The 19,698-nt window shown below is 54.8% G+C and carries 16 protein-coding genes; 3 read left to right on the top strand and 13 right to left on the bottom strand.

Annotated features, from left to right (window positions below; all coding sequences use genetic code 11):
• Window positions 1-135: 135 nt before the first annotated feature.
• The 7 genes from IBT46_RS20675 to IBT46_RS20645 all read right to left on the bottom strand — a co-directional run bounded on the left by IBT46_RS20675 (window position 136) and on the right by IBT46_RS20645 (window position 8,217).
• The gene (locus tag IBT46_RS20675; protein WP_200547210.1) at window positions 136-1,614 is read right to left on the bottom strand and encodes an FGGY-family carbohydrate kinase; all 1,479 of its coding nucleotides are present in this window, start codon (window positions 1,612-1,614) and stop codon (window positions 136-138) included.
• Window positions 1,611-2,504 (bottom strand): L-ribulose-5-phosphate 3-epimerase, encoded by an 894-nt coding sequence (locus IBT46_RS20670; RefSeq protein WP_200547209.1) that lies wholly within the window; start codon window positions 2,502-2,504, stop codon window positions 1,611-1,613. Before IBT46_RS20670 ends, IBT46_RS20675 begins: the two co-directional genes overlap by 4 nt.
• Window positions 2,504-3,550 carry an ABC transporter permease gene (locus tag IBT46_RS20665; RefSeq protein WP_200547208.1) on the bottom strand — a complete coding sequence of 349 codons (1,047 nt, stop codon included), beginning with the start codon at window positions 3,548-3,550 and terminating at the stop codon, window positions 2,504-2,506. Before IBT46_RS20665 ends, IBT46_RS20670 begins: the two co-directional genes overlap by 1 nt.
• 13 nt (window positions 3,551-3,563) lie before the next feature.
• The gene (locus tag IBT46_RS20660; protein ID WP_200547207.1) at window positions 3,564-4,550 is read right to left on the bottom strand and encodes an ABC transporter permease; all 987 of its coding nucleotides are present in this window, start codon (window positions 4,548-4,550) and stop codon (window positions 3,564-3,566) included.
• Window positions 4,543-6,057, bottom strand: a complete 1,515-nt coding sequence (locus IBT46_RS20655; protein WP_200547206.1) for a sugar ABC transporter ATP-binding protein — start codon at window positions 6,055-6,057, stop codon at window positions 4,543-4,545. The genes IBT46_RS20660 and IBT46_RS20655 overlap by 8 nt, the downstream gene beginning before the upstream one ends.
• A gap of 67 nt (window positions 6,058-6,124) precedes the next feature.
• A complete protein-coding gene (locus tag IBT46_RS20650) occupies window positions 6,125-7,129 on the bottom strand; it encodes a substrate-binding domain-containing protein (RefSeq protein ID WP_105595712.1) in 1,005 nt (334 codons plus the stop codon).
• A gap of 278 nt (window positions 7,130-7,407) precedes the next feature.
• Entirely contained in the window at window positions 7,408-8,217 is an 810-nt protein-coding gene (locus tag IBT46_RS20645) for a DeoR/GlpR family DNA-binding transcription regulator (protein WP_200547205.1), read from the bottom strand.
• A 441-nt stretch (window positions 8,218-8,658) separates the two neighbouring features.
• Here IBT46_RS20645 and araD point away from each other — a divergent pair, with 441 nt between their 5' ends.
• The gene (araD, locus tag IBT46_RS20640; RefSeq protein ID WP_200547204.1) at window positions 8,659-9,354 is read left to right on the top strand and encodes an L-ribulose-5-phosphate 4-epimerase; all 696 of its coding nucleotides are present in this window, start codon (window positions 8,659-8,661) and stop codon (window positions 9,352-9,354) included.
• 145 nt (window positions 9,355-9,499) lie between these two features.
• Here the strand turns inward: araD and IBT46_RS20635 are convergent, their stop codons facing one another.
• The 4 genes from IBT46_RS20635 to IBT46_RS20620 all read right to left on the bottom strand — a co-directional run bounded on the left by IBT46_RS20635 (window position 9,500) and on the right by IBT46_RS20620 (window position 14,174).
• Window positions 9,500-10,216 (bottom strand): LuxR family transcriptional regulator, encoded by a 717-nt coding sequence (locus IBT46_RS20635; RefSeq protein ID WP_200547203.1) that lies wholly within the window; start codon window positions 10,214-10,216, stop codon window positions 9,500-9,502.
• A gap of 453 nt (window positions 10,217-10,669) precedes the next feature.
• Window positions 10,670-12,022: a glutathione-disulfide reductase gene (gene gorA, locus IBT46_RS20630; RefSeq protein ID WP_200547202.1), complete on the bottom strand. Its 1,353-nt coding sequence runs from the start codon at window positions 12,020-12,022 to the stop codon at window positions 10,670-10,672.
• 132 nt (window positions 12,023-12,154) lie between these two features.
• On the bottom strand, window positions 12,155-12,943 hold the full coding sequence (locus IBT46_RS20625; protein ID WP_200547201.1) for a nucleotidyltransferase domain-containing protein: 789 nt from the start codon (window positions 12,941-12,943) through the stop codon (window positions 12,155-12,157).
• Window positions 12,944-12,950: 7 nt separating this feature from the next.
• Entirely contained in the window at window positions 12,951-14,174 is a 1,224-nt protein-coding gene (locus IBT46_RS20620) for an RtcB family protein (RefSeq protein ID WP_200547200.1), read from the bottom strand.
• 192 nt (window positions 14,175-14,366) lie between these two features.
• Here IBT46_RS20620 and rtcR point away from each other — a divergent pair, with 192 nt between their 5' ends.
• Both rtcR and rnz read left to right on the top strand, forming a co-directional pair.
• Window positions 14,367-15,950: an RNA repair transcriptional activator RtcR gene (gene rtcR, locus IBT46_RS20615; RefSeq protein WP_200547199.1), complete on the top strand. Its 1,584-nt coding sequence runs from the start codon at window positions 14,367-14,369 to the stop codon at window positions 15,948-15,950.
• 60 nt (window positions 15,951-16,010) lie between these two features.
• The gene (gene rnz, locus IBT46_RS20610) at window positions 16,011-16,925 is read left to right on the top strand and encodes a ribonuclease Z (RefSeq protein ID WP_200547198.1); all 915 of its coding nucleotides are present in this window, start codon (window positions 16,011-16,013) and stop codon (window positions 16,923-16,925) included.
• 749 nt (window positions 16,926-17,674) lie between these two features.
• Here the strand turns inward: rnz and IBT46_RS20605 are convergent.
• Window positions 17,675-18,517: a 23S rRNA (adenine(2030)-N(6))-methyltransferase RlmJ gene (locus IBT46_RS20605; RefSeq protein WP_200547197.1), complete on the bottom strand. Its 843-nt coding sequence runs from the start codon at window positions 18,515-18,517 to the stop codon at window positions 17,675-17,677.
• A gap of 139 nt (window positions 18,518-18,656) precedes the next feature.
• Complete coding sequence (locus IBT46_RS20600) at window positions 18,657-19,481, bottom strand: CPBP family intramembrane glutamic endopeptidase (RefSeq protein ID WP_200547233.1); 825 nt, start codon at window positions 19,479-19,481, stop codon at window positions 18,657-18,659.
• Between the last annotated feature and the right edge of the window lie 217 nt (window positions 19,482-19,698).

Below are 19,698 nucleotides of genomic sequence, written 5' to 3'. Positions count from 1 at the left end.
TTAAGAAAATAGTGGATAACTCATCCCTGTCTTGTGAGGCTGACGGCGAGTCATACTTGATACGGTATTTCACCGCTGGCAAAACATCATCGCAGCTGATACCCCGGCCACTCGGGCCGGGGTGGGAGATCGTGTTTACTTCACTTCACTTAACGCCCCGGCAATCTGCTTAAAGCGCGCGAAGCGTTTTCTCAGCATCGCGTGTTTAGCCGGGTTTGGCTCCAGGCGAAGAGTGGGCGGCTGGCAGTGCTTCATTGCCGTCTGGAAATCAGGGTATTCACCCGCGCCCACCGCGGCACAGATCGCCGCAGCGCGGCAGCCGGACTGCTTCACGTCGACGATTTCCAGCGGCAGGTTGCTGGCGTCGCAGAACATCTGCATCCAGATATCCGAGTGCGTTGGCCCACCGGTAAAGCGGATGATATCGCTGCCCGCGCTGAGGTCCTGCACGCGGTCCTGATGCAGCAGATGCGAGAAGACGATGCCCTGATAAATGGCGTAGACCATATCTTCCCGGCTGTGGTGGCCGCTTAAGCCAAGGAAGCCGCCGTGCAGGCTGTCGTGGAAGTTGGAGCCGTACAGCCACGGATAAAACAGGATGTTGAGATCCTTTTCGTAGCCGTTTTTCGCCCACTGGTTAAGCTGGCGATAGCTGTCCGGCAGATCCGGGAAGAACTGCTGCACAAACCAGGCGAGGTTGCTGGCCGAGGTCGGGCTGCCTTCATGAACAAAGAAAGTGCCGGGAATGCAGTATTTCCCCCACACGTAGGGATAGTCAGAGGATTCAATACGGTCGAAAACGCGGGTGGCGATGCTCCAGGTGCCCGCCACGGCGCTGAGGCAGGAACTGTCGTGCACGCCCGAGGCCAGCGCCGCGCCAACAACGTCAAACAGTCCGCCGAAGACAGGTGTCCCGGCTTTTAAACCGCACAGCGCGGCAGCCTGTTCGGTGACGTATCCGGCGCATTCGGCGGAACCGATCACCGGCGGCGCTTTCTCTGCCATCTCGGAAATACCGAAGATGTTAAACAGCGTCGGGTCGAATGCCCCCTGCTGCTGGTTAAACAAATTGCTGCCGGAGATATTGGTTTCTTCGCAGGCGAACTCGCCGGTCAGGCAGTAGCGGATATAGTCGTGGACCATCAGAATATAGCCCGCGCGCTGATAGCTGTCCGGCTCATGCTCCTTCAGCCAGCCGAGCAGCGCCGCCGGATGCGACGGCCACAGCTGTTGCAGGCTACGGCCGTAAGCTTCGGCGTCGCGGCCTTCACTTTTCCAGTGGCTGACCAGCCGCTGCGCGCGTGAGTCGGAGGAGACGATGCCGCTACGTACCGGCTGGCCCTGCTTATCCACCAGGTACAGACCCTTACCGTGGGCGGAAAAGCTCACGCCGTGAATCGCCTCTGCCGCAATACCGCTGTCGTTCAGCACCTGGCGAATTACCTGGCTAGTGGCGGACCACAGCTCGGCCATATCGCGCTCGCAGAACCCCATCTGTTCACTGAGCAGCGGGACCGCCAGCTCAACGACTTTGATCTCCTGGCCGTCGGCGGTGTAAATCCCCGCTTTGGTTACCGTCCCGCCTAAATCAACGCCCATAAAGTAGTGGCTCATACTGCCTCCGGGCTGAGCAGCGCGCTACGGGTTTCACCCCAGCCTGCTGCGGCCATTTTGTCTTCAATCCACTGACGGGCGCGAATGATTTCCAGCAGCGGCTCGTCGGCTTTTTCCGTCCACATTTCAATCAGGAAGGTGCCGCGATAGTTCAGGCGGTGCAGGGTTTTAAAGAACTGGACGAAATCAACGCAGCCCTCACCAAACGGCACATCGCGGAACTGGCCCGGCGAGTCGGGTGTGACCGGCAGCGTATCTTTCAGGTGGATAGCCGCAATGCGATCGATACCGCCGGTCAGCTCGCTGTCCACCTCATTTCCCCAGGCGCTGAGGTTGCCGATATCGGGATAGACGGTGAACCACGGCGAGTTAATTTTCGCATTCAGCGCCTGCCACTTGCTGATGGAGTTCATAAACGGCGTGTCCATGATTTCCACCGCGCACATCACCTGCGCCCCGGCGGCCAGCTCAACGGCCCAGGCCACGGAGTCCTCAAAGCGGGCGATAGTGTCGTCGTCCTGCGGTTCGTAATAGACATCGTAGCCGGCCAGCTGAATGGTACGGATGCCCAGATCCTGCGCCAGCCGCACCGCTTTTTCCATAATGGTATACGCCTGCTGGCGGGTCTGCGTGTCGCGGCTGCCGAACGGGAAGCGGCGGTGTGCCGACAGGCACAGAGTAGGGATGCGCACGCCGGTCTGCTGAATCGCCTGGATGATCTCCATGCGCTCTGCCTGCGTCCAGTCCAGTCGTGCCAGGCGTTCATCGCTCTCATCCACCGACATCTCGACGAAATCAAACCCGCAGGATTTCGCCACGGCCAGCTTCTCCACCCAACTGGTCCCTTTCGGCAGCGCCTTCTCGTAAATCCCTAATGGATGCTTACGCATTATCTTTCCCCACGTGTTGCCAGCAGCTGCTGGTGCTTTTTCCGGTTCAGCTTCATCGCCCGCTGCGCCTGCCATTTGTTTTTAAAGAATTTGAACGCCAGGGCGAAAATCAGCGTGATGCCCCATACCGCCAGATTGAAGTGCAGGCTGACCCCCGCCAGGCTCAGCCCGGTGGCGATCACCTGCAGCACCAGCAGCGCGCAGAAGACGTGGATCACTTTGCCCACGCCGCCGAACGGATCGGTTCCGCCCAGCACAATCGCCAGCACCGTCAGCAGCAGATACGAGTCGCCGTAGCCCATGCGCGCAGAGTTAAAGCGGGCCATCATGATCAGCCCCGCCAGCACGCACAGCAGGCTGGAAATGGCGTAAATCGCCATCATGATGCGGTCGGTGCGGATGCCGCTGAACCAGGTGGCGTTGATGTTGCTGCCGCACATATAGATATTTTTGCCGAGGCGCGTTCTGCCCAGTAACAGGGCCAAAAATACGGTAGCGACGATAAAGATAATCAGCGGAACCGGGACCCCCCAGACCACTTCCGATCCCATACTGCGCACGATCGGCGGCATTCCGCTCAGCGCCGCGCCTTTGGTCAGGTACACACCAATGCCGCTGATAATGGTCATGCTGCCGAGAGTCACCAGAATCGGGTGCGCACCCACGCGGGAAATCATCAGCCCGGTCAGTACGCCAATCAGCACCGCAATCACTGCCGCACCCAGCAGCGCCAGCACCAGCCACATCAGCTGTACGCCAACGCTGGCATCAACCGGAACGTAGTGGATCAGCTGCCAGGCCATAAACAGGCTGGTGAGGTTGGCCGTGCCGATAATCGACAGATTCAGGCCACCGCTCAGCATCGGTACAAACATCGCAAAGGTCAGCAGGCCGAGTTCCGGCAGCTGAAACGCAATGCTCAGAAAGGTGTTTTCGGTCAGAAAGCGGCCCGGCATCGCCAGTGAAAAGGCCACCGTGGCGATCAGGCAGATAGCCAGCAGGCCGGTGCTGGTGCCGTCCAAAGGTAAAAAGGGTTTATTTTTCATTAAACAGTCTCCGTCAGACGAAGCCGACATCGGTTTCTTTGCGTTTCTTGTAGTGGGTGACGCAGATCGCGGCGACGATAACGACGCCAATCACGATGTTGACGAAATAGCTGGAAACGCCGATCAGGTTCAGGCCGTTTTTCAGAATGCCGATCAGGAATACGCCCATCAGCGTGCCAATCACCGAACCTCTGCCGCCGGAGAGACTGGCACCGCCCAGCACCGCCGCCGCCAGCACATCCAGCTCGCCGCCGACCAGCGCGTTAGGCACCACTTCGCTCATGCGGTACGCCTGCAGCATGCCGCCAATCGCCGCCGCCGCGCCTAAATAGCCGTAGGCAAACAGATAGATAACGGAGACGCGGATGCCGATACGACGGGCGGATTCGTTGCTGCCGCCGACGGCGTAGAGCTGCCTACCGATATGGGTTTTGTTCAGCAGCAGCCAGGTCAGCAGCGCCATGCCCAGCATCACCACCACCGGCAGGCCAACCTGATAGCTGTCGCCGCCGTATTCGAATGGCAGGATAGTGCGCTGGTTTATCCACCAGTCGGGCAGGTCGTAAATGCTGTGGCCGTTGGTGATCCACATCAGCATGCCGAACAGCAGCGACTGCATGCTGATGGTGATAATGATCGAGACGATATTGAGGTAGTAGATCAGCACGGCGTTAATCAGCCCGAAGACCACACCGCAGACAATCGCCAGCACGATACACAGCAGTGGGCTGGCAATCACATCGTTGAGCAACAGCGAGGCAATAAAATACTGTGCGACGGAAGCCACGGCGGCGAAGGAAATATCAATACCGCCGGTCACCAGCACCACAAATAAACCCAGCGCGAAAATCCCGGTTACGGCATAGCTTTCGGTCAAATCCAGTAGGTTCTGGATCGACAAAAACTCGCTGCTTAAGGTGGAAAACAGCACCAGCATTAATGCGATAACCCAGCCCAGCCAGCCTTCGACCGAACGTGGCATTTTAAAAATGTTAGCCATTGATGGCCTCCGCGAGTTGAGGTTCGCTCAGCGTTGAAGGAATTAACTCGTTAACGATTTTTCCCTGCTTCATATGCAGCACGCGATCGCAGTTGTAATAGGCTTCCGGGGCTTCATCGGTAATTAACAGCACCGAAATACCGACGCCGGACAGGCGATGGATCAGCTTGTAAATACTGTCTTTTGCACCGATGTCCACGCCGACGGTGGGCGCATCAAGAATCAACACTTTTGGCCGGGTGAGTATCCATTTCGCCAGCACCACCTTTTGCTGGTTGCCGCCGGAAAGGGTTGAAAGCGGGTTATCCGGGTTGGTCACCTTGATATCCAGATCTTTGATCCACTCCTGCACCAGCGCGTCTTTGCGCTGTTCATCGATCATGTGCCACGGCGTTTTGATCTCATCGAGAATGGAAATCACCATGTTGTCGGCAACCGACTGCGGCAGAATGGCACCCAGCGTCAGGCGGTCTTCTGAAACATAGGCAATGCCCATTTCCCGTGCCTGAGTGTTGTCTTTGATCCGGACCTTTTTACCGTCCAGCAGGATCTCGCCGCTATCGGGGTGGGTGATACCAAACAGGCTCAGTGCCAGCTCGGTGCGGCCGGAGCCCAGCAGGCCGCACAGGCCCAGTACTTCGCCGCGATGCAGCTTAAGTGAGATATCGTCAAACTGGCCTTTGCGACTGAGGTGATTCAGCTCCAGCACCACCTTACCCAGCTCGGCGTTCGGCAGCTTCTGCTGATGCTCAATGACTAATCCGGTCATCAGCTCGGTGATTTTGCCGGTAGAGAGCGCGGCGGCGTCCCAGGTGCCGATCTTCTCGCCGTCGCGGATCACGGTGATACGGTCGGAAATCTCTTTCACTTCATCCAGACGGTGGCTGACGAAGACCACGGTGATGTTTTTATCCCGCAGGTAGTTCACCGTGCGCAGCAGCTGGTTCACTTCGGTGCGCGTCAGCGAAGCGGTTGGCTCGTCCATAATCACCAGCCGGGCATCGGCAACCAGCGCGCGGCAGATGGCGATCTGCTGGCGTTGGGCTATGGGAAGATGCTGCACCAGCGCGTCCGGATCGATATTGAACGCCAGCTCGCTGAGGATCTGCTGTGCTTTTTCTTTCAGTTTTTTCTGCTTAAACCAGCCGAAATAGCCCTTAAGGTTGTATTCGAAGGCAATGTTCTCGGCGACGGTCAGATTCGGGAACAGCGACAGGTCCTGATAAATCACCTGAATGCCTAAAGCCCTGGCGCGATCGGGCGTCAGGCGTGCATGGGTTTTGTCGTCGATGATGATTTCACTGCCGGCATCGGGCGCGTAGACGCCGCTGATGGTTTTAATCAGCGTACTTTTACCGCAGCCGTTGGCCCCGGCCAGGCAGTGGACTTCGCCCTTGTTTAAGGTCAGCGTGATGTTTTTTAATGTCTGATGGCCGCCAAAGCTTTTTGACAGCGCGTTCAGCGTGATCAGCGCGGCGGCATTATCGACATTGTTATTATTAAGCATCGTTCTTGCCCTGGTGTTAGACGTGAATAAAGCCGGAGCGCAATGGCTCCGGCGATACGGCTCAGGGTCAGAGGCCCAGTTTCACCAGACGTTTGGTGTTTTCCACATCCAGTTTTTCCGGGTTATCGCTGAGGATGGTGTTGCCTTTGATTTTGATTTCGCCCATGTCGCCCAGTTTGACGCCGTCTTTGATCGGTTCACCGTTCATCATCGCGGTCGCCACCTGCACAAAGACCTTGCCAGCGGTCATCGGGTTAGAGATATAGCCGCCATCGATCGCGCCTTTTTCCAGCAGCTTGATGCCCTGGCCCGGGGTAAACGTACCAAAGACGCAGATATCATTGTTTTTCTTACGTTTGTCGATCGCGCGGCCTGCGCCGATTGGGCCCTGCGAGCCGAAGGACATAATGCCTTTCAGATCTTTATGTTTGGACATCAGGTCATTGGCGGTGCGCATGGAGTCATCTACCGATTCGGCGACGCCAAAACGGTCTTCAACCAGCTGCATTTTCGGGTAGTGTTCTTTCTGATAGGCGATGGCCGCGTTGGCCCAGTCGTTTACCAGCGGAACGGTCAGGCTACCCACGAACATGGCATATTTGCCTTCTTCACCCATGCAGGCGGCCATATCTTTCATATGGTTAGCGCCCATAGTTTGGGTATCGAGCAGTTCAAAGTCCCAGTCCGCATTGGCCTGTGCCGGTGATTCGTGGGTAATCACCTTGATGCCTGCTTCCTGCGCGCGTTTCAGTACCGGCTCCAGCACTTTGGCATCGTTTGGTACTACACCAATGACATCCACTTTCTTGGCGATCAAATCTTCAATGGCGCGGACCTGCTCGGCCGGGTCGGCGGTGGTTGGCCCCACCTGCCAGGCGTTCACGCCCAGGGCTTTACCTTCTTCTTTAATCCCCTGTTCCATCACGTTAAACCAGGGAATTCCCCCCACTTTCACCACCACGCCCATGGTAAAAGGCTTGTTGGCTTTTTGAGGGACCGCTGCGTCATCAGCCAGGGTGGAAAATGAAGCGATCAGTGAGGCGATTACACAGGGTAAGAGTAATTTTTTCATTATTAGATCCTCAGAAGGTTATTTTAGTTATCATGGTTGCCGAATAGTGCATTATTCGGTTTGTATCCCCTTCGCCATTACACCGTGCGTTGCTAAATCAAATGAGCGGCAACGGCTAATGCAAAGGATGCATTAATCCGCTTTAGCCATTGAATAAAACAATGGTGATGGTGTATTTCGGTTCCGGTTATTTATTGCAGCTTTCACTGGTGTTGACGGTAATAAAATCGTTCTGGCTGATTGCGCCAGAACGGACGGATTTTATTTTCGCTAACAAATTACTTGTCGACTTCAATCACACTAAATTCAGGGCTGTCTCCCCAGTTTCTTTCTTCAGCCACTTTATTGGTGATTAAAATATCAATGTCATCGAGCATGCAAATCTTACAAAACGCGAACTGATCGAACTTGCTGGAATCGGCCAGCAGAATTTTCTTGCCGGAAACCTGTAGCATTACCTGCTTTAAGCGGGCGTTAATTTCACTACCGTCACGAATGCCGTTTTCCAGATTCAGCCCCTGGCAGGAGAAAAAGAAGGTATTGATCTGAAAGTTACGAATCGCGCTTTCTGCCACCGGGCCGTGGAAATCGTCGTGGCGCTCCGAGTATTCACCGCCGCAGCCGATGATACGCACCTTATCGCGGCAGGCCAGCGCCTGGATGATTTTGACCGAGTTGGTTACGACGGTGATATCAATATCCGGGATCTGCCGTGCCAGGAACCAGCAGGTGCTGCTGTTATCCAGCAGGATGCAGTCGCCGGGCTGAATAAACTGCAGCGCCGCCTTGGCCAGCTTCATTTTAACGTCGGGATGCTCTTCCGTTCTTTTACGTAACGATTCTGCCCGATCGATAGTATCCGCTTTGTAGAAAGCGTCCTGCACGGGGCGGGTACGGTCGTCATAGTCATCAAGCGACACTGCGCCGCCAAAGCTACGGATCAGTTTCTTGTTACGTTCCAGCAGATTTAAATCTCGGCGGATGGTTTCCTGCGAAACGCTGCACATAGTCGACAGTTCAGCAACCAGCGCGGAGCCATTTTGTTGCACATAGCTACAAATCATCTTGTAACGCTCAGCCTGTAACATAAATAGCCCGATCCCATTGCTTACCACATGGCCTAATATTCATACTTTTCAGTTTTTTTTAAAGTGACTGATTTCAAGAAACCCGTTAGCTAGTTTTTCCATATGCCTTAATGTGATAAAGATCACTATTAAGTGATGGTTGAGATGTTTCTTGTGCATTTTAATGTGATTTTTATCACGTAAAAACGGGCGTTATTGCAGATAAAAAATCATCAACAGCTTTAAATCAACATAAACGGTCAAGTTATAAATGCCCATTTATGACCGAATGCGACCGTTTGTATTTGTTTGGCGACTTTTACCATTCTCGCAGGCTTTTCGCAGCAAAGTATTAGACGTAACGTAATAACCCATCTACTCCCTTATTAATTGATGAAATAGATATTTGCAGAGCCTTGGTTGTTATCTGCAAATAAATTATTTATTACGTGAGGTTTAACTATGCTGCAGAAATTAAAACAACAGGTATTTGAAGCAAACCTATTATTACCCACCCACAAGCTGGTTACCTTTACCTGGGGAAACGTCAGCGGAATCGATCGTGAACGCGGTCTGGTGGTGATTAAGCCTTCCGGCGTGGATTATAAAGATATGCAGCCGGAGGATATGGTGGTGGTCGATCTGCAAACCGGTAAAGTGGTGGAGGGGGATAAAAAACCGTCTTCCGATACCGCGACGCATCTGGTGCTGTATCGTGCCTTTGAACATATCGGTGGCGTGGTGCACACCCACTCGCGCCACGCGACGATTTGGGCGCAGGCCGGTCAGCCGCTGAAGGCGCTGGGCACCACTCACGCCGATTATTTCTATGGCACGATCCCCTGCACCCGGCTGATGCGCGATGAGGAAATTAACGGTCAGTATGAGCACGAAACCGGGAATGTCATTGTGGAAACGGTGAATCAGCAGGGGATTGGCGCGAAGGATATCCCTGCGGTGCTGGTCAACGGCCACGGTCCCTTTGCCTGGGGCACCGATGCGGATAACGCCGTGCATAATGCCGTAGTGCTGGAAGAGATCGCCTATATGAATCTGTTCACCCGTCAGCTACAGCCCGGCGTTGACAGTATGCAGCAGACGCTGTTGGATAAACACTTCCTGCGTAAGCACGGGGCGAATGCGTATTACGGGCAGTAAATATCTTTTTCAGAGATAATGCCTCACTGATTCTGGCATTGCAGCATAGTGCAACATAGCGCAGCCATGCCAGGTCGGGGCAGGATGAACCCCTGCGGAGTTTTTAGCTCCAATAGCGGTGATCAAGTGTTGCTGCCACTGATTTTTATATTTCGGGCTTTATCAAGCCATGCTCTATCCCAAAACGTACGGCATGTCGTGCATTTGTTACACCCATTTTTTTGACAATGTTCGACATGTGAAATTTTACCGTGCGTAATTTGATCCCAAGAATAATACTGGTTTCCTGATAGGTTTTACCCATGCTGTACCAGTAAAGAACTTCATTTTCTCTCTTCGTGAAAATGGTTTTCTTATCTATTTTATTCATGTTTTCCGTTGGCGGATAAGTAAGAGCAAGATATGTTTCATGTATGGATGCGAGAAGTAATGAAATATCTCCCCTTTTTAGAGTTAATTTATCAACTACCTCAGGTTTACTTCCCCGACTGGTAATGAAAGTTAACGTCGCGAGGTTATTATTAAAGTCATGAACAACAAAAGTATTTCCTTTAATCAAGTCAAATTCTTCAGCCTGATCAAACAACCCGGTGTAATGATATCCGGAGTTAATTATCAGACTTTTATCCCACTCAAAAGGCGTTAATCTGGTGCGTGCAGTGATAACAACCGGATCGGTGAAGTATAATCTTTTTTCCTTATAAAGCATAACCCATTCGTCCGGATAGTTTGTCACGTAAAAATTTAATGACATATTACTCTTTGACAGAACAACATATGCCCACGTCAACTCACTAAAATCACCCAATGCATCTTCAACATAATTTTTTATAAATAACTCAATGTCTTTATCGCTTTTCATCGGGTATTTTTAGCCTTGATAGCAAGAGGTTTATGAACGCTATTATATAATAAGGATTTTTTACTTGTGATTATTTTTATTCTCGTTATTCATCATTTTTCACGGGTACAGGTAGAAAGTACAGTCGAATGACTGACCCTTTGTACAGATTATCTTTTTTGGTGAAGTGTGTTACTGTTCTGGCGGGTTGAGTATAACAATTATTTTAAATTTATTTTAATCTTTCAGCGTCATGCATCAGGGAAGTTTAATTTTAGAATCATGATAATGTGTAATAAGGAGATATTTTTATTTCCGTGTTTTTATCCTTCTTTGAATGGCCGTTTTCTTAAACTTTCGCCTTGTTAATGGTTAACAATCAATGGGTTATGGATTCTATACTGTTAATTTCAAACCCGCTAAGAAACACCTGCAGAACGACCTGCAGGTGTTTTTTTATAATCAGAACAGTGCTTAACGCATAGTCACAAATTCTTCCGCGCCGGTCGGGTGGATCGCAACGGTGTTATCGAAGTCTTTCTTGGTGGCACCCATTTTCAGCGCTACCGCAAAGCCCTGTAACATTTCATCCATGCCGTAGCCGATGCCGTGAATGCCGACAATCTTCTCATCGGCACCGACGCAGACCAGCTTCATCCGGCAGGGCTGGCGGTGCTGAGTGACGGCGGTGTACATCGCGGTGAAGGCCGATTTGTACACTTTGACCTGGTCATCGCCAAACTTCTCGCGCGCTTCCGGCTCGGTCAGGCCCACGGTGCCGATCGGCGGGTGGCTGAACACGACGGTTGGCACGTTGCTGTAGTCCAGATACTCGTTCGGTTTGTTGTTGAACAGGCGCTCGGACAGGCGACGACCGGCGGCAACCGCCACCGGAGTCAGCTCTACCGCACCGGTGTTATCGCCCACCGCGTAGATGCCTTTCACGTTGGTATTCTGGAACTTATCAACGTTGATATAGCCTTTGTCGTTCAGCGCAACGCCGGTCACGTCCAGGTTCAGGTTGTCGGTCATCGGCTCGCGGCCAATCGCCCAGATCAGGCAGTCAACGGTCTGCTCTTTACCGTTTTCCAGCTGCAGGGTCAGGCTGCCATCGGCATTCTTTACCACCGCTTTTGGAATCGATTCGGTGTGCAGCGTCGGGCCTTCGGTGTTGATCACTTCCAGCAGCGTATCGACGATCAGCGGATCGAAGGTGCGCAGCGGCGCGTGCTTACGAACGAACAGGTGGGTTTCAGAACCCAGCGCGTTCAGCACGCCGGCAATTTCAACCGCAATATAGCCTGCGCCGACGACGGCGGTGCGTTTCGGCAGAGCCTGTAACTCAAAGAAGCCGTCGGAGTTGATGCCGTACTCGGCACCCGGAATGTTCGGCTGAACCGGGCGACCGCCGGTAGCAATCAGAATATGGTCAGCGGTAATCTTTTCGCCGTTCACTTCCACGGTGTGCGCATCAACAAAACGCGCAAAGCCTTTGATCACATCGACGTTGTTTTTACCCAGCACGTTATCGTATGAGGTGTGGATACGATCGATGTAGGCGCTGCGGTTCTTCAACAGCACGTCCCAGTTATGCTGGTTAACGGTGGTGTCGAAGCCGTAGTCCGGTCCGTACTGATAGATGGCTTCGGCAATCTGAGCGGCATGCCACATTACTTTCTTCGGTACGCAGCCCACGTTCACGCAGGTGCCGCCAAGATCTTTCGCTTCGATCAGCGCACATTTCTGTCCGTACATGGCCGCACGGTTGATGGAGGCGATACCGCCGCTGCCGCCGCCGATGGCGAGATAGTCATAATGTTTGGTCATCGAATCTTCCAGTTCAGTAAGTGAGTTATTTTTCTGGGCATAAGTGTAACGCCACTCGGCCAAATGCCGCAAAGATTGCGTCTATGATTGCGATAGGGCGGAGGCACCGAGCCGAACGATGCCTCTGCCATTTCACCTCTGGGCCATGACTGTATCGCGCAGGAACCGATCCAGCTTTGTCGCATCGCGCCTTTCACTGTCGGCCAGCGGTGGGCGATCCTGCTGCTCCAGCTGGCTGCGGATAAAGGCGTGCAGGTAAGGGCGGCGCGGGCCATATTCCGCCTCATTCGCGCTGCGTTTCATCACCAGCAGCGACTCAATCTCGGCCAGCAGTTTCGGCTCGGTCACCGTGCCTGCGACCAGTTTGTCGAACCGCATAGGTGGGGTTCCCAGACCGGCTTCGATCCACATCACGGCGAGCAGTGGACGCAGCACGTAGAAATATTTCTTGAGTCGTATCTGCTCCCCTTGCAGATAGCCGCGAAAATTTTTTCTCGCCATCGACAGGTAATGGTAGCGCGCACGTCGATCGCTACAATAGTCGCGGGCCAGCGCCTGTAGCGCACTGCTGCTTTCGGTATGCTGGCGATAAACGATCGGCGAGTCCAGCCACTCCATCAGCGTGGGGTTAGCGGCCTGCATCAGGCCAAGCGTTTTACGTAACTCCCAGCCGCACACATCCAGCTCGTCATCTATCGGCATTTCGATCACATCGCGCGGCGGCATGACCCGCAGATACCATTCCGGCTGATGTACATAGATGAAGCGCACATCATAATCGCTGTCCGGTGAGGCAAAACCCCAGCCGCGGCTGCCCGATTCGCAGGCGTACAGGATACGCACCCCGTGCTTTGCTTCCGTTTCTTCCAGCGTTGCCAATATTCTGCTGCGCATTTCGCGGCTTATCGTCTGTTCCATCATTCACTCCTTATCCTTTTACGCACACCACCTGGCGCAGGGTGTGGACAATTTCTACCAGCGAGGCCTGGGCGGCCATAACCGCGTCGATATCTTTGTAGGCCATCGGGATTTCATCGATGACGTTGCTGTCTTTACGGCACTCAACGTGAGCCGTTGCGCGCTGCTGGTCGGCTACGGTGAAACGGCTTTTCGCCTCGGTACGGCTCATCACGCGCCCGGCACCGTGGCTGCAAGAGCAGAAGCTCTCTTCATTGCCCAGCCCGCGCACGATAAAGCTTTTCGCCCCCATCGAGCCGGGAATAATCCCCATTTCGCCTTTGCGCGCGGAAACCGCACCTTTACGCGTGATCAGCACCTCTTCGCCGAAATGCTGTTCGCGCTGCACATAGTTGTGGTGGCAGTTAACCGCCTGTTCCTCGGAGATAAACGGTTTGGTTACCGCCTGCGCCAGCGCCGCCAGCGTCTGCTGCATCATCACCATGCGGTTGTGGCGGGCGTAGTCCTGTGCCCATTCTACCGCCTGCAGATAGTCATCAAAATGCGCGCTGCCTTCGGCAAAATAGGCCAGATCGCGGTCCGGCAGGTTGGCGATGTGCTGGCGCATATCCTGCTGGGCCAGAGTAATAAACAGGTTGCCGATAGCATTGCCAACGCCGCGCGACCCGCTGTGCAGCATCACCCATACCCGCTCGGCTTCATCCAGGCAAAGTTCGATAAAGTGATTACCGGTACCGAGCGTGCCGAGATGCTGGTAGTTATTGGTTTTCAGCAGTGCAGGGTACTTATCCGTAATACGTTTGAAGCCCTGTTCCAGCGCCTGCCAGTGGTTATCAACCACGCCCGGTGGATTCTGCCACGCCCCGCGATCCCGGCCCGACCGTCCGCTGCTGCGGCCGTGAGGCACCGCCCGTTCAATTGCGCTGCGAATGCCGAGCAGATTATCCGGCAGATCGGCGGCCGTTAACGAGGTGCGCACGGCAATCATGCCGCAGCCAATATCCACGCCGACCGCTGCCGGGATAATCGCCCCTTTGGTCGGTATCACGCTGCCAATCGTGGAGCCTTTTCCGACGTGAACGTCCGGCATTACTGCCAGATGTTTAAAGATAAACGGCATTTTGGCGGTATTCAGCAGCTGCTGCTGCGCTTTCGGATCGACGGGTACGCCGTGTGTCCACATTTTTACCGCAGCGCCGTCGGGGTTCTGCAACTGCTGCCATTCATTTGCCATCTGTTATTCCTTTTGCTTAACGTGGGTGACGAACCACTATTGCCAGAAGCGTGCCATTGCGGGTTTAAGCCGTGAATTTATATTTAACTTTATGAATAATATGGTTTTTAAAAAATATTTTTGATGATCGATATTGGTGCCGCAAGTTAGATTATTATCTTTTTATCTCGCTTTTTATATTTAAGGATAAACATGAAGCGCCGGGTTGTGATTGGCATGCTGGGCACCACGCTGGATAAACGCGGGAAACGCCATAACCGCTGGAACAAATGGCGGCCCACCGTCGGACTTTGCATGCAGCCGGGTTTTGCCATTGACCGACTGGAGCTGCTGCACGGCGACAACAGCCTGCAGCTGGCCGGGCAGGTGGTGGAAGACGTGGCGCAGGTATCACCGGCGACGCAGGTTCAGCTCAACGAAATCGTGCTCCGCGATCCCTGGGATTTTGAAGAGGTTTACGGCGCACTGCTTGAGTTTGCCAGCCGCTATACGTTTGATACGGAAAATGAAGAGTATCTGGTCCACATTACGACCGGGACGCACGTGGTGCAGATCTGCTGGTTCCTGCTCACGGAAGCGCGCTATCTGCCCGCCCGCCTGCTGCAAACCGGACCGGGCCAGAACGAGGGTGAGGCGAAAACGGCAGGGGCTTATTCGATTATCGATCTGGATCTGCGCCGTTATGCCACGCTGACCAGCCGCTTCATGCGCGAACAGGCCGCATCGGTTTCGCTGTTGAAGGGCGGTATTGCCACGCGAAACACCACCTTCAACGCGCTTATCGAACAGATTGAACGGGTGGCGCTGCGTTCCACGGCTCCCATTCTGCTTACCGGCCCCACCGGGGCGGGCAAATCGTTTCTGGCCGAGCGCATCTGGCAGCTGCGCCAGTCACGGCATCGGGTCAAGGGCAGGCTGGTCGCCGTTAACTGCGCTACCCTGCGCGGTGATAATGCCATGTCGACGCTGTTCGGCCATGTGAAAGGTGCCTTCACCGGCGCGCAGCAGGCGCGAAACGGCCTGCTGCGTGAAGCGGACGGTGGCATGTTGTTCCTTGATGAAATCGCCGAGCTGGGGCTGGATGAGCAGGCGATGCTGCTGAAGGCGATTGAAGAAAAGCGTTTTTTGCCTTTCGGCAGTGATAAAGAGGTGAGCAGCGATTTTCAGCTGATCGCCGGTACGCATCGCGACCTGCGGCAGCGGGTGGCGGAAGGGCGCTTCCGCGAAGATCTCTTCGCGCGTATCAATATGTGGACCTTTACGCTGCCGGGTCTGGCGCAGCGGCGTGAAGACATCGAGCCTAATCTGGAATATGAACTGCTGCGCTATGCTGGTGACAGCCAGTCACAGGTGCGGTTTGAGCCGCCAGCGAGGCAGCGTTTTTTGCAGTTTGCCTGTTCGCCTGAAGCCCGCTGGCCGGGAAATTTTCGCGAGTTAAGCGCTTCTGTAACGCGGATGGCGACGCTGGCGGATGAAGGGCGTATCGGTATCGATCAGGTGGAAGAGGAGATTGCCCGACTGCGCCGCAGTTGGTATCAGTTAGAGGGCGGCAGTTTGCCGGAGGGGATGGTTGAGCTGGATCTCTTTGATCATACCCAGCTGGAAAGCGTACTGGCGATTTGCCGCACGTCAGCGTCGCTATCCGATGCCGGGCGCAGGCTGTTTGCCGTATCCCGCCAGCAGAAAAAGCAGCCCAACGATGCCGACCGCCTGCGTAAGTATCTGGCCCGTTTCGATCTGAGCTGGGAGCAGCTGCACGGGGATAACCAGTGCTAAACTCGCCCCCTTTTCTCCTGTTCGCCGCAGGAAACAACGCTATGACGGAGTAGAAAGCGTATGGAATTACAGTTTTTAGGTACCGGTGCAGGTACCCCGAGCCGCGAGCGAAATGTTACCAGCATTTCGCTGAACCTGAGTGAATACAATCGCGGCAGCTGGCTGTTTGACTGCGGAGAAGGGACCCAGCATCAGATCCTGCGTACGCCGATTAAGCCGGGGAAAATTGAGAAAATCTTTATTACGCATCTGCACGGCGACCATATTTTCGGCCTGCCGGGGTTGCTGACCAGCCGGTCGATGAACGGTGCTACCGAGCCGTTAACGCTATACGGCCCGGTGGGGATTAAGACCTTTGTGGAAACCTCGCTGCAGTTGAGCGGGTCGTGGCTCACCTTCCCGCTGGAGATTGTCGAGATTACCGCCGGAGAGGTGTGTAACGACGAGCAGTTTCGCGTTACCGCGTTTCCGCTGACGCATCCGGTGGAGTGTTACGGCTACCGGATTGATGAGCATGACAAACCCGGCGCGCTGGATGCGGAACGGCTGAAAGCGGACGGCTATCTGCCCGGCCCTTACTATTACGATTTAAAGCAGGGGCGCAGCGTAACGCTCGATGATGGTCGGGTGGTGAATGGCTGGGATTATGTTGGCAGCACAATCAAAGGGCGCAGCCTGGCGATCTTTGGCGATACGGCGCCCACCGCGGCGGCAAACGATCTGGCGGCGGGTGTTGATTTGATGGTGCATGAGGCGACGCTGGAAGTGGCGATGGAAGAAAAAGCCAACGGTCGCGGTCATTCCTCGACGGTTCAGGCGGCCAGGGTGGCGAAGGAGAGCGGGGCGAAGCGGCTGATTATCACCCATCTCAGTTCGCGCTATTTACGCCAGGACTGTGAGCGGCTGTTGGATGAGTGTCGGGCGGTGTTTCCGGCGACGGAGATGGCGCATGATTTTGCGGTGTTTGTTGTCTGACAGATCGGGGTTGTGTTGTCAGGGAGCAGGGTGCCTGCGTTGTAAGGGGGCTGTGCAGTCTGATGCTCTGGTGCCCGCGCTGACGGGGCGTGGCCACGTCTGGCGGCCCTCGCGCCACGCGTTGCGTGGTGCCTTCGCTTCGTTCGTCAGCCTGTCGGACCGGCTCGGACGTCACGTCCCTGTGCCGGCCGAGCCTTGTGCCCGCGTCCTGCGGGCACATCCTGGCTTCCTCTCTCCGCTCAGCGCTGCGAATTGCCAGCCGTGGCCACGCCCCGTCAGCGCTGTGATCCCGGAGCTGTCTTCAGATCTGAAAGCATTGGTGTGCTGCATCAGCACGATGCGAGCGAAACGGGCGATGTCGATGCTGTGCTTTTACCTGCGCACAGTTTGATCGTTGGGAAAGTAAAGCCGATTTATCGAACGCAGATCGCCCCTGGGCTTAACGAAAAGCGAGCACGAGAACTGAAGGAGTACGGCCTCTGCGGCGGCAAAGTGGCAATCCGCAGCGCTGAGGTGGAGGCAGCTGGCCAGGAGACGACAGCAGGGACGCTGGCGTCAGTTTGAGCGCGGGCAGGAAGCCCGCTCTCAAACGGTCCGTCGGCCAGATGCCGGAGCCGAAGACACCGCGCAAAGCGCGGCGCGAGGACCGCCCGACGCCGCCGCAGAGGCCGTGCTCCCGCACGATTCACGCAGCCACCCGCAGTAAATACCGAACTCCCCGCACGACCCACGCAGCGAATCCGCAGAAATTACTCCGGAACGATCCACTCAACCTTAGAATGCCCGGTCCCGGACGGCACCAGCACTTTTTCCAGCCACGGCAGCACATTCTTCATCTGCTGCTCCAGCTTCCACGGCGGGTTAACCACAATCATCCCCGACGCCGTCATGCCGAAACGGTCGCTGTCCGGGCGCACGCCCAGCTCGATCTGCAGAATACGGCGAATGCCGGTAGCTTCCAGATCTTTACACATGCGCTTAATCTGCTGACGCAGCACCACCGGATACCACAGCGCGTAAACGCCGGTACTAAAGCGCTTATAGCCCTCTTCAATGCCCTTCACGACGGCCTGATAGTCGCTTTTCAGCTCGTAAGGCGGGTCGATCAGCACAAAACCACGGCGGGACAGCGGCGGCAGCTTGGCTTTCAGCTGCTGATAGCCATCGGCACGATCGGTGCGCGCGCGGCTGTCTTTCAGGAACTCACCGCGCAGCAGCGGGAAATCGCTGGAGTGCAGTTCGGTCAGCTGTAGCTTGTCGTATTCACGCAGCAGGTAGCGCGCAATCAGCGGCGAACCCGGGTAGTAGCGCAGCTTGCCGTTAGGGTTCAGATCCTTGACCGCTTTAATATACGGCTCAAGCTCGGCAGGGAGATCGTCCTGCTGCCAGATACGTGCGATACCTTCCAGATATTCGCCGGTACGCTCCGCATGCTCACCGCTCAACAGATACCGACCGGCGCCCGCGTGGGTGTCGAGGTAAAGATAGGGTTTATCTTTCTCGTTCAGCGAACTGATAATCAGGCTTTGTACGGTGTGCTTAAGTACATCGGCGTGGTTGCCGGCGTGAAAACTGTGGCGATAGCTGAGCATTATTTATCCTGTTGATTTTATGCGGCTTTAATTGATGGTGAATCAATTTTCTACAATTATTACCCCACGGATTACCCTACAGAACGGCGCACAGCAACGGATGCAGGAAAAAGCATGAGAACGAATTGCGCCGATTATATCAGGTCGGCAGGCGTTGCCATACAGGATAGGTGAAGAACAGCAGGTGCAGCATATTAAAGGAAAAATGCACCAGCGTAGCCACCCAAAGACGTCCGCTCCACAGCCAGGCCAGACCGTAAATCACGCCCGTCAGCGTGGCGAAAAATACCAGCATCAGTCCACCAGAAAAGTGCGCCAGGCCAAATAATACCGAGGCAATCAACAGCGCGCGCTTGTCGCCCAGCAGCGGGCTCAGGCGCTGCTGAATATAGCCACGGAACAGGGCTTCCTCCGCCAGGCAGACGAAAAACAGGTTGGCGAGCATAAACGAGCCAATCCAGGCTGGAATATGGGGCTCCACCCGCAGCGCGCCGATAACGGTCGCTACTAACAGCAGCAGAGGCATAGACAGCAGCAGTACCAGCCACCACAGCGGATTCTGCGGCTGCTGTGACGGACGTGCGATCAGCGTTGGCATGCAGCCCAGCAGCAGGAACGGGATCAACGCCTTATCGAGATTAAAGTAAAACGTGAACGGCAGGCTTTGCGGCCCGGCCTGCACGCCTGAAGCCGCGATTTGATTATTAAAACCCGGAATCATATGCAGCCCCAGCGCGATTGCGCCGGCGACCAGCAGGATCTCGCCCGGTAGCGCAAACGGCGTTTGCCGCTGGCGATATCCCCAGCAAATGGCGATGCAGAACATAATGCCAAGCGCAATAATGCCCGGTGGCAGCAGCGTTTGATCGATAATCGCCATTGCCAGAGCAATAAATAACAATACCAGTGAGCTGCGCAGACTAAATGACAAGAACAGCAAAGACAGCGCCAGCAAAAACCACATCATTTCACTCCCTGTTTAAATGAGTAATACAGCGTAACAAAGCGAAAGAGTATGCAATGCCGCACCGGCACCAGCAAAGCCGAACGTGCGGTGAGAAGCTGCTCCGATAGCTGATGAAGGGGAGATGTTACGCTGGCAACCATTGATTTTCGCTACACTTAGCCTCATGTTAAAGAAATCGTGCGTAAAAACGCGCTCCTTACACCGATTAAAGGAC

It is taken from the genome of Erwinia sp. S38 (assembly GCF_016624545.1).
GTDB classification, from domain to species: domain Bacteria; phylum Pseudomonadota; class Gammaproteobacteria; order Enterobacterales; family Enterobacteriaceae; genus Erwinia; species Erwinia coffeiphila.
The sequence above is the reverse complement of the archived record's forward strand: the minus strand, read 5'-3'. Positions and strand labels throughout refer to the sequence as shown.

Excerpts from the sequence above, each read along its gene's own strand:
- IBT46_RS20675 (WP_200547210.1), bottom strand. The coding sequence starts at position 1,614 with ATGAGCCACTACTTTATGGGCGTTGATTTAGGCGGGACGGTAACCAAA.
- IBT46_RS20670 (WP_200547209.1), bottom strand. The coding sequence starts at position 2,504 with ATGCGTAAGCATCCATTAGGGATTTACGAGAAGGCGCTGCCGAAAGGG.
- IBT46_RS20665 (WP_200547208.1), bottom strand. The coding sequence starts at position 3,550 with ATGAAAAATAAACCCTTTTTACCTTTGGACGGCACCAGCACCGGCCTG.
- IBT46_RS20660 (WP_200547207.1), bottom strand. The coding sequence starts at position 4,550 with ATGGCTAACATTTTTAAAATGCCACGTTCGGTCGAAGGCTGGCTGGGC.
- IBT46_RS20655 (WP_200547206.1), bottom strand. The coding sequence starts at position 6,057 with ATGCTTAATAATAACAATGTCGATAATGCCGCCGCGCTGATCACGCTG.
- IBT46_RS20650 (WP_105595712.1), bottom strand. The coding sequence starts at position 7,129 with ATGAAAAAATTACTCTTACCCTGTGTAATCGCCTCACTGATCGCTTCA.
- IBT46_RS20645 (WP_200547205.1), bottom strand. The coding sequence starts at position 8,217 with ATGTTACAGGCTGAGCGTTACAAGATGATTTGTAGCTATGTGCAACAA.
- araD (WP_200547204.1), top strand. The coding sequence starts at position 8,659 with ATGCTGCAGAAATTAAAACAACAGGTATTTGAAGCAAACCTATTATTA.
- IBT46_RS20635 (WP_200547203.1), bottom strand. The coding sequence starts at position 10,216 with ATGAAAAGCGATAAAGACATTGAGTTATTTATAAAAAATTATGTTGAA.
- gorA (WP_200547202.1), bottom strand. The coding sequence starts at position 12,022 with ATGACCAAACATTATGACTATCTCGCCATCGGCGGCGGCAGCGGCGGT.
- IBT46_RS20625 (WP_200547201.1), bottom strand. The coding sequence starts at position 12,943 with ATGATGGAACAGACGATAAGCCGCGAAATGCGCAGCAGAATATTGGCA.
- IBT46_RS20620 (WP_200547200.1), bottom strand. The coding sequence starts at position 14,174 with ATGGCAAATGAATGGCAGCAGTTGCAGAACCCCGACGGCGCTGCGGTA.
- rtcR (WP_200547199.1), top strand. The coding sequence starts at position 14,367 with ATGAAGCGCCGGGTTGTGATTGGCATGCTGGGCACCACGCTGGATAAA.
- rnz (WP_200547198.1), top strand. The coding sequence starts at position 16,011 with ATGGAATTACAGTTTTTAGGTACCGGTGCAGGTACCCCGAGCCGCGAG.
- IBT46_RS20605 (WP_200547197.1), bottom strand. The coding sequence starts at position 18,517 with ATGCTCAGCTATCGCCACAGTTTTCACGCCGGCAACCACGCCGATGTA.
- IBT46_RS20600 (WP_200547233.1), bottom strand. The coding sequence starts at position 19,481 with ATGTGGTTTTTGCTGGCGCTGTCTTTGCTGTTCTTGTCATTTAGTCTG.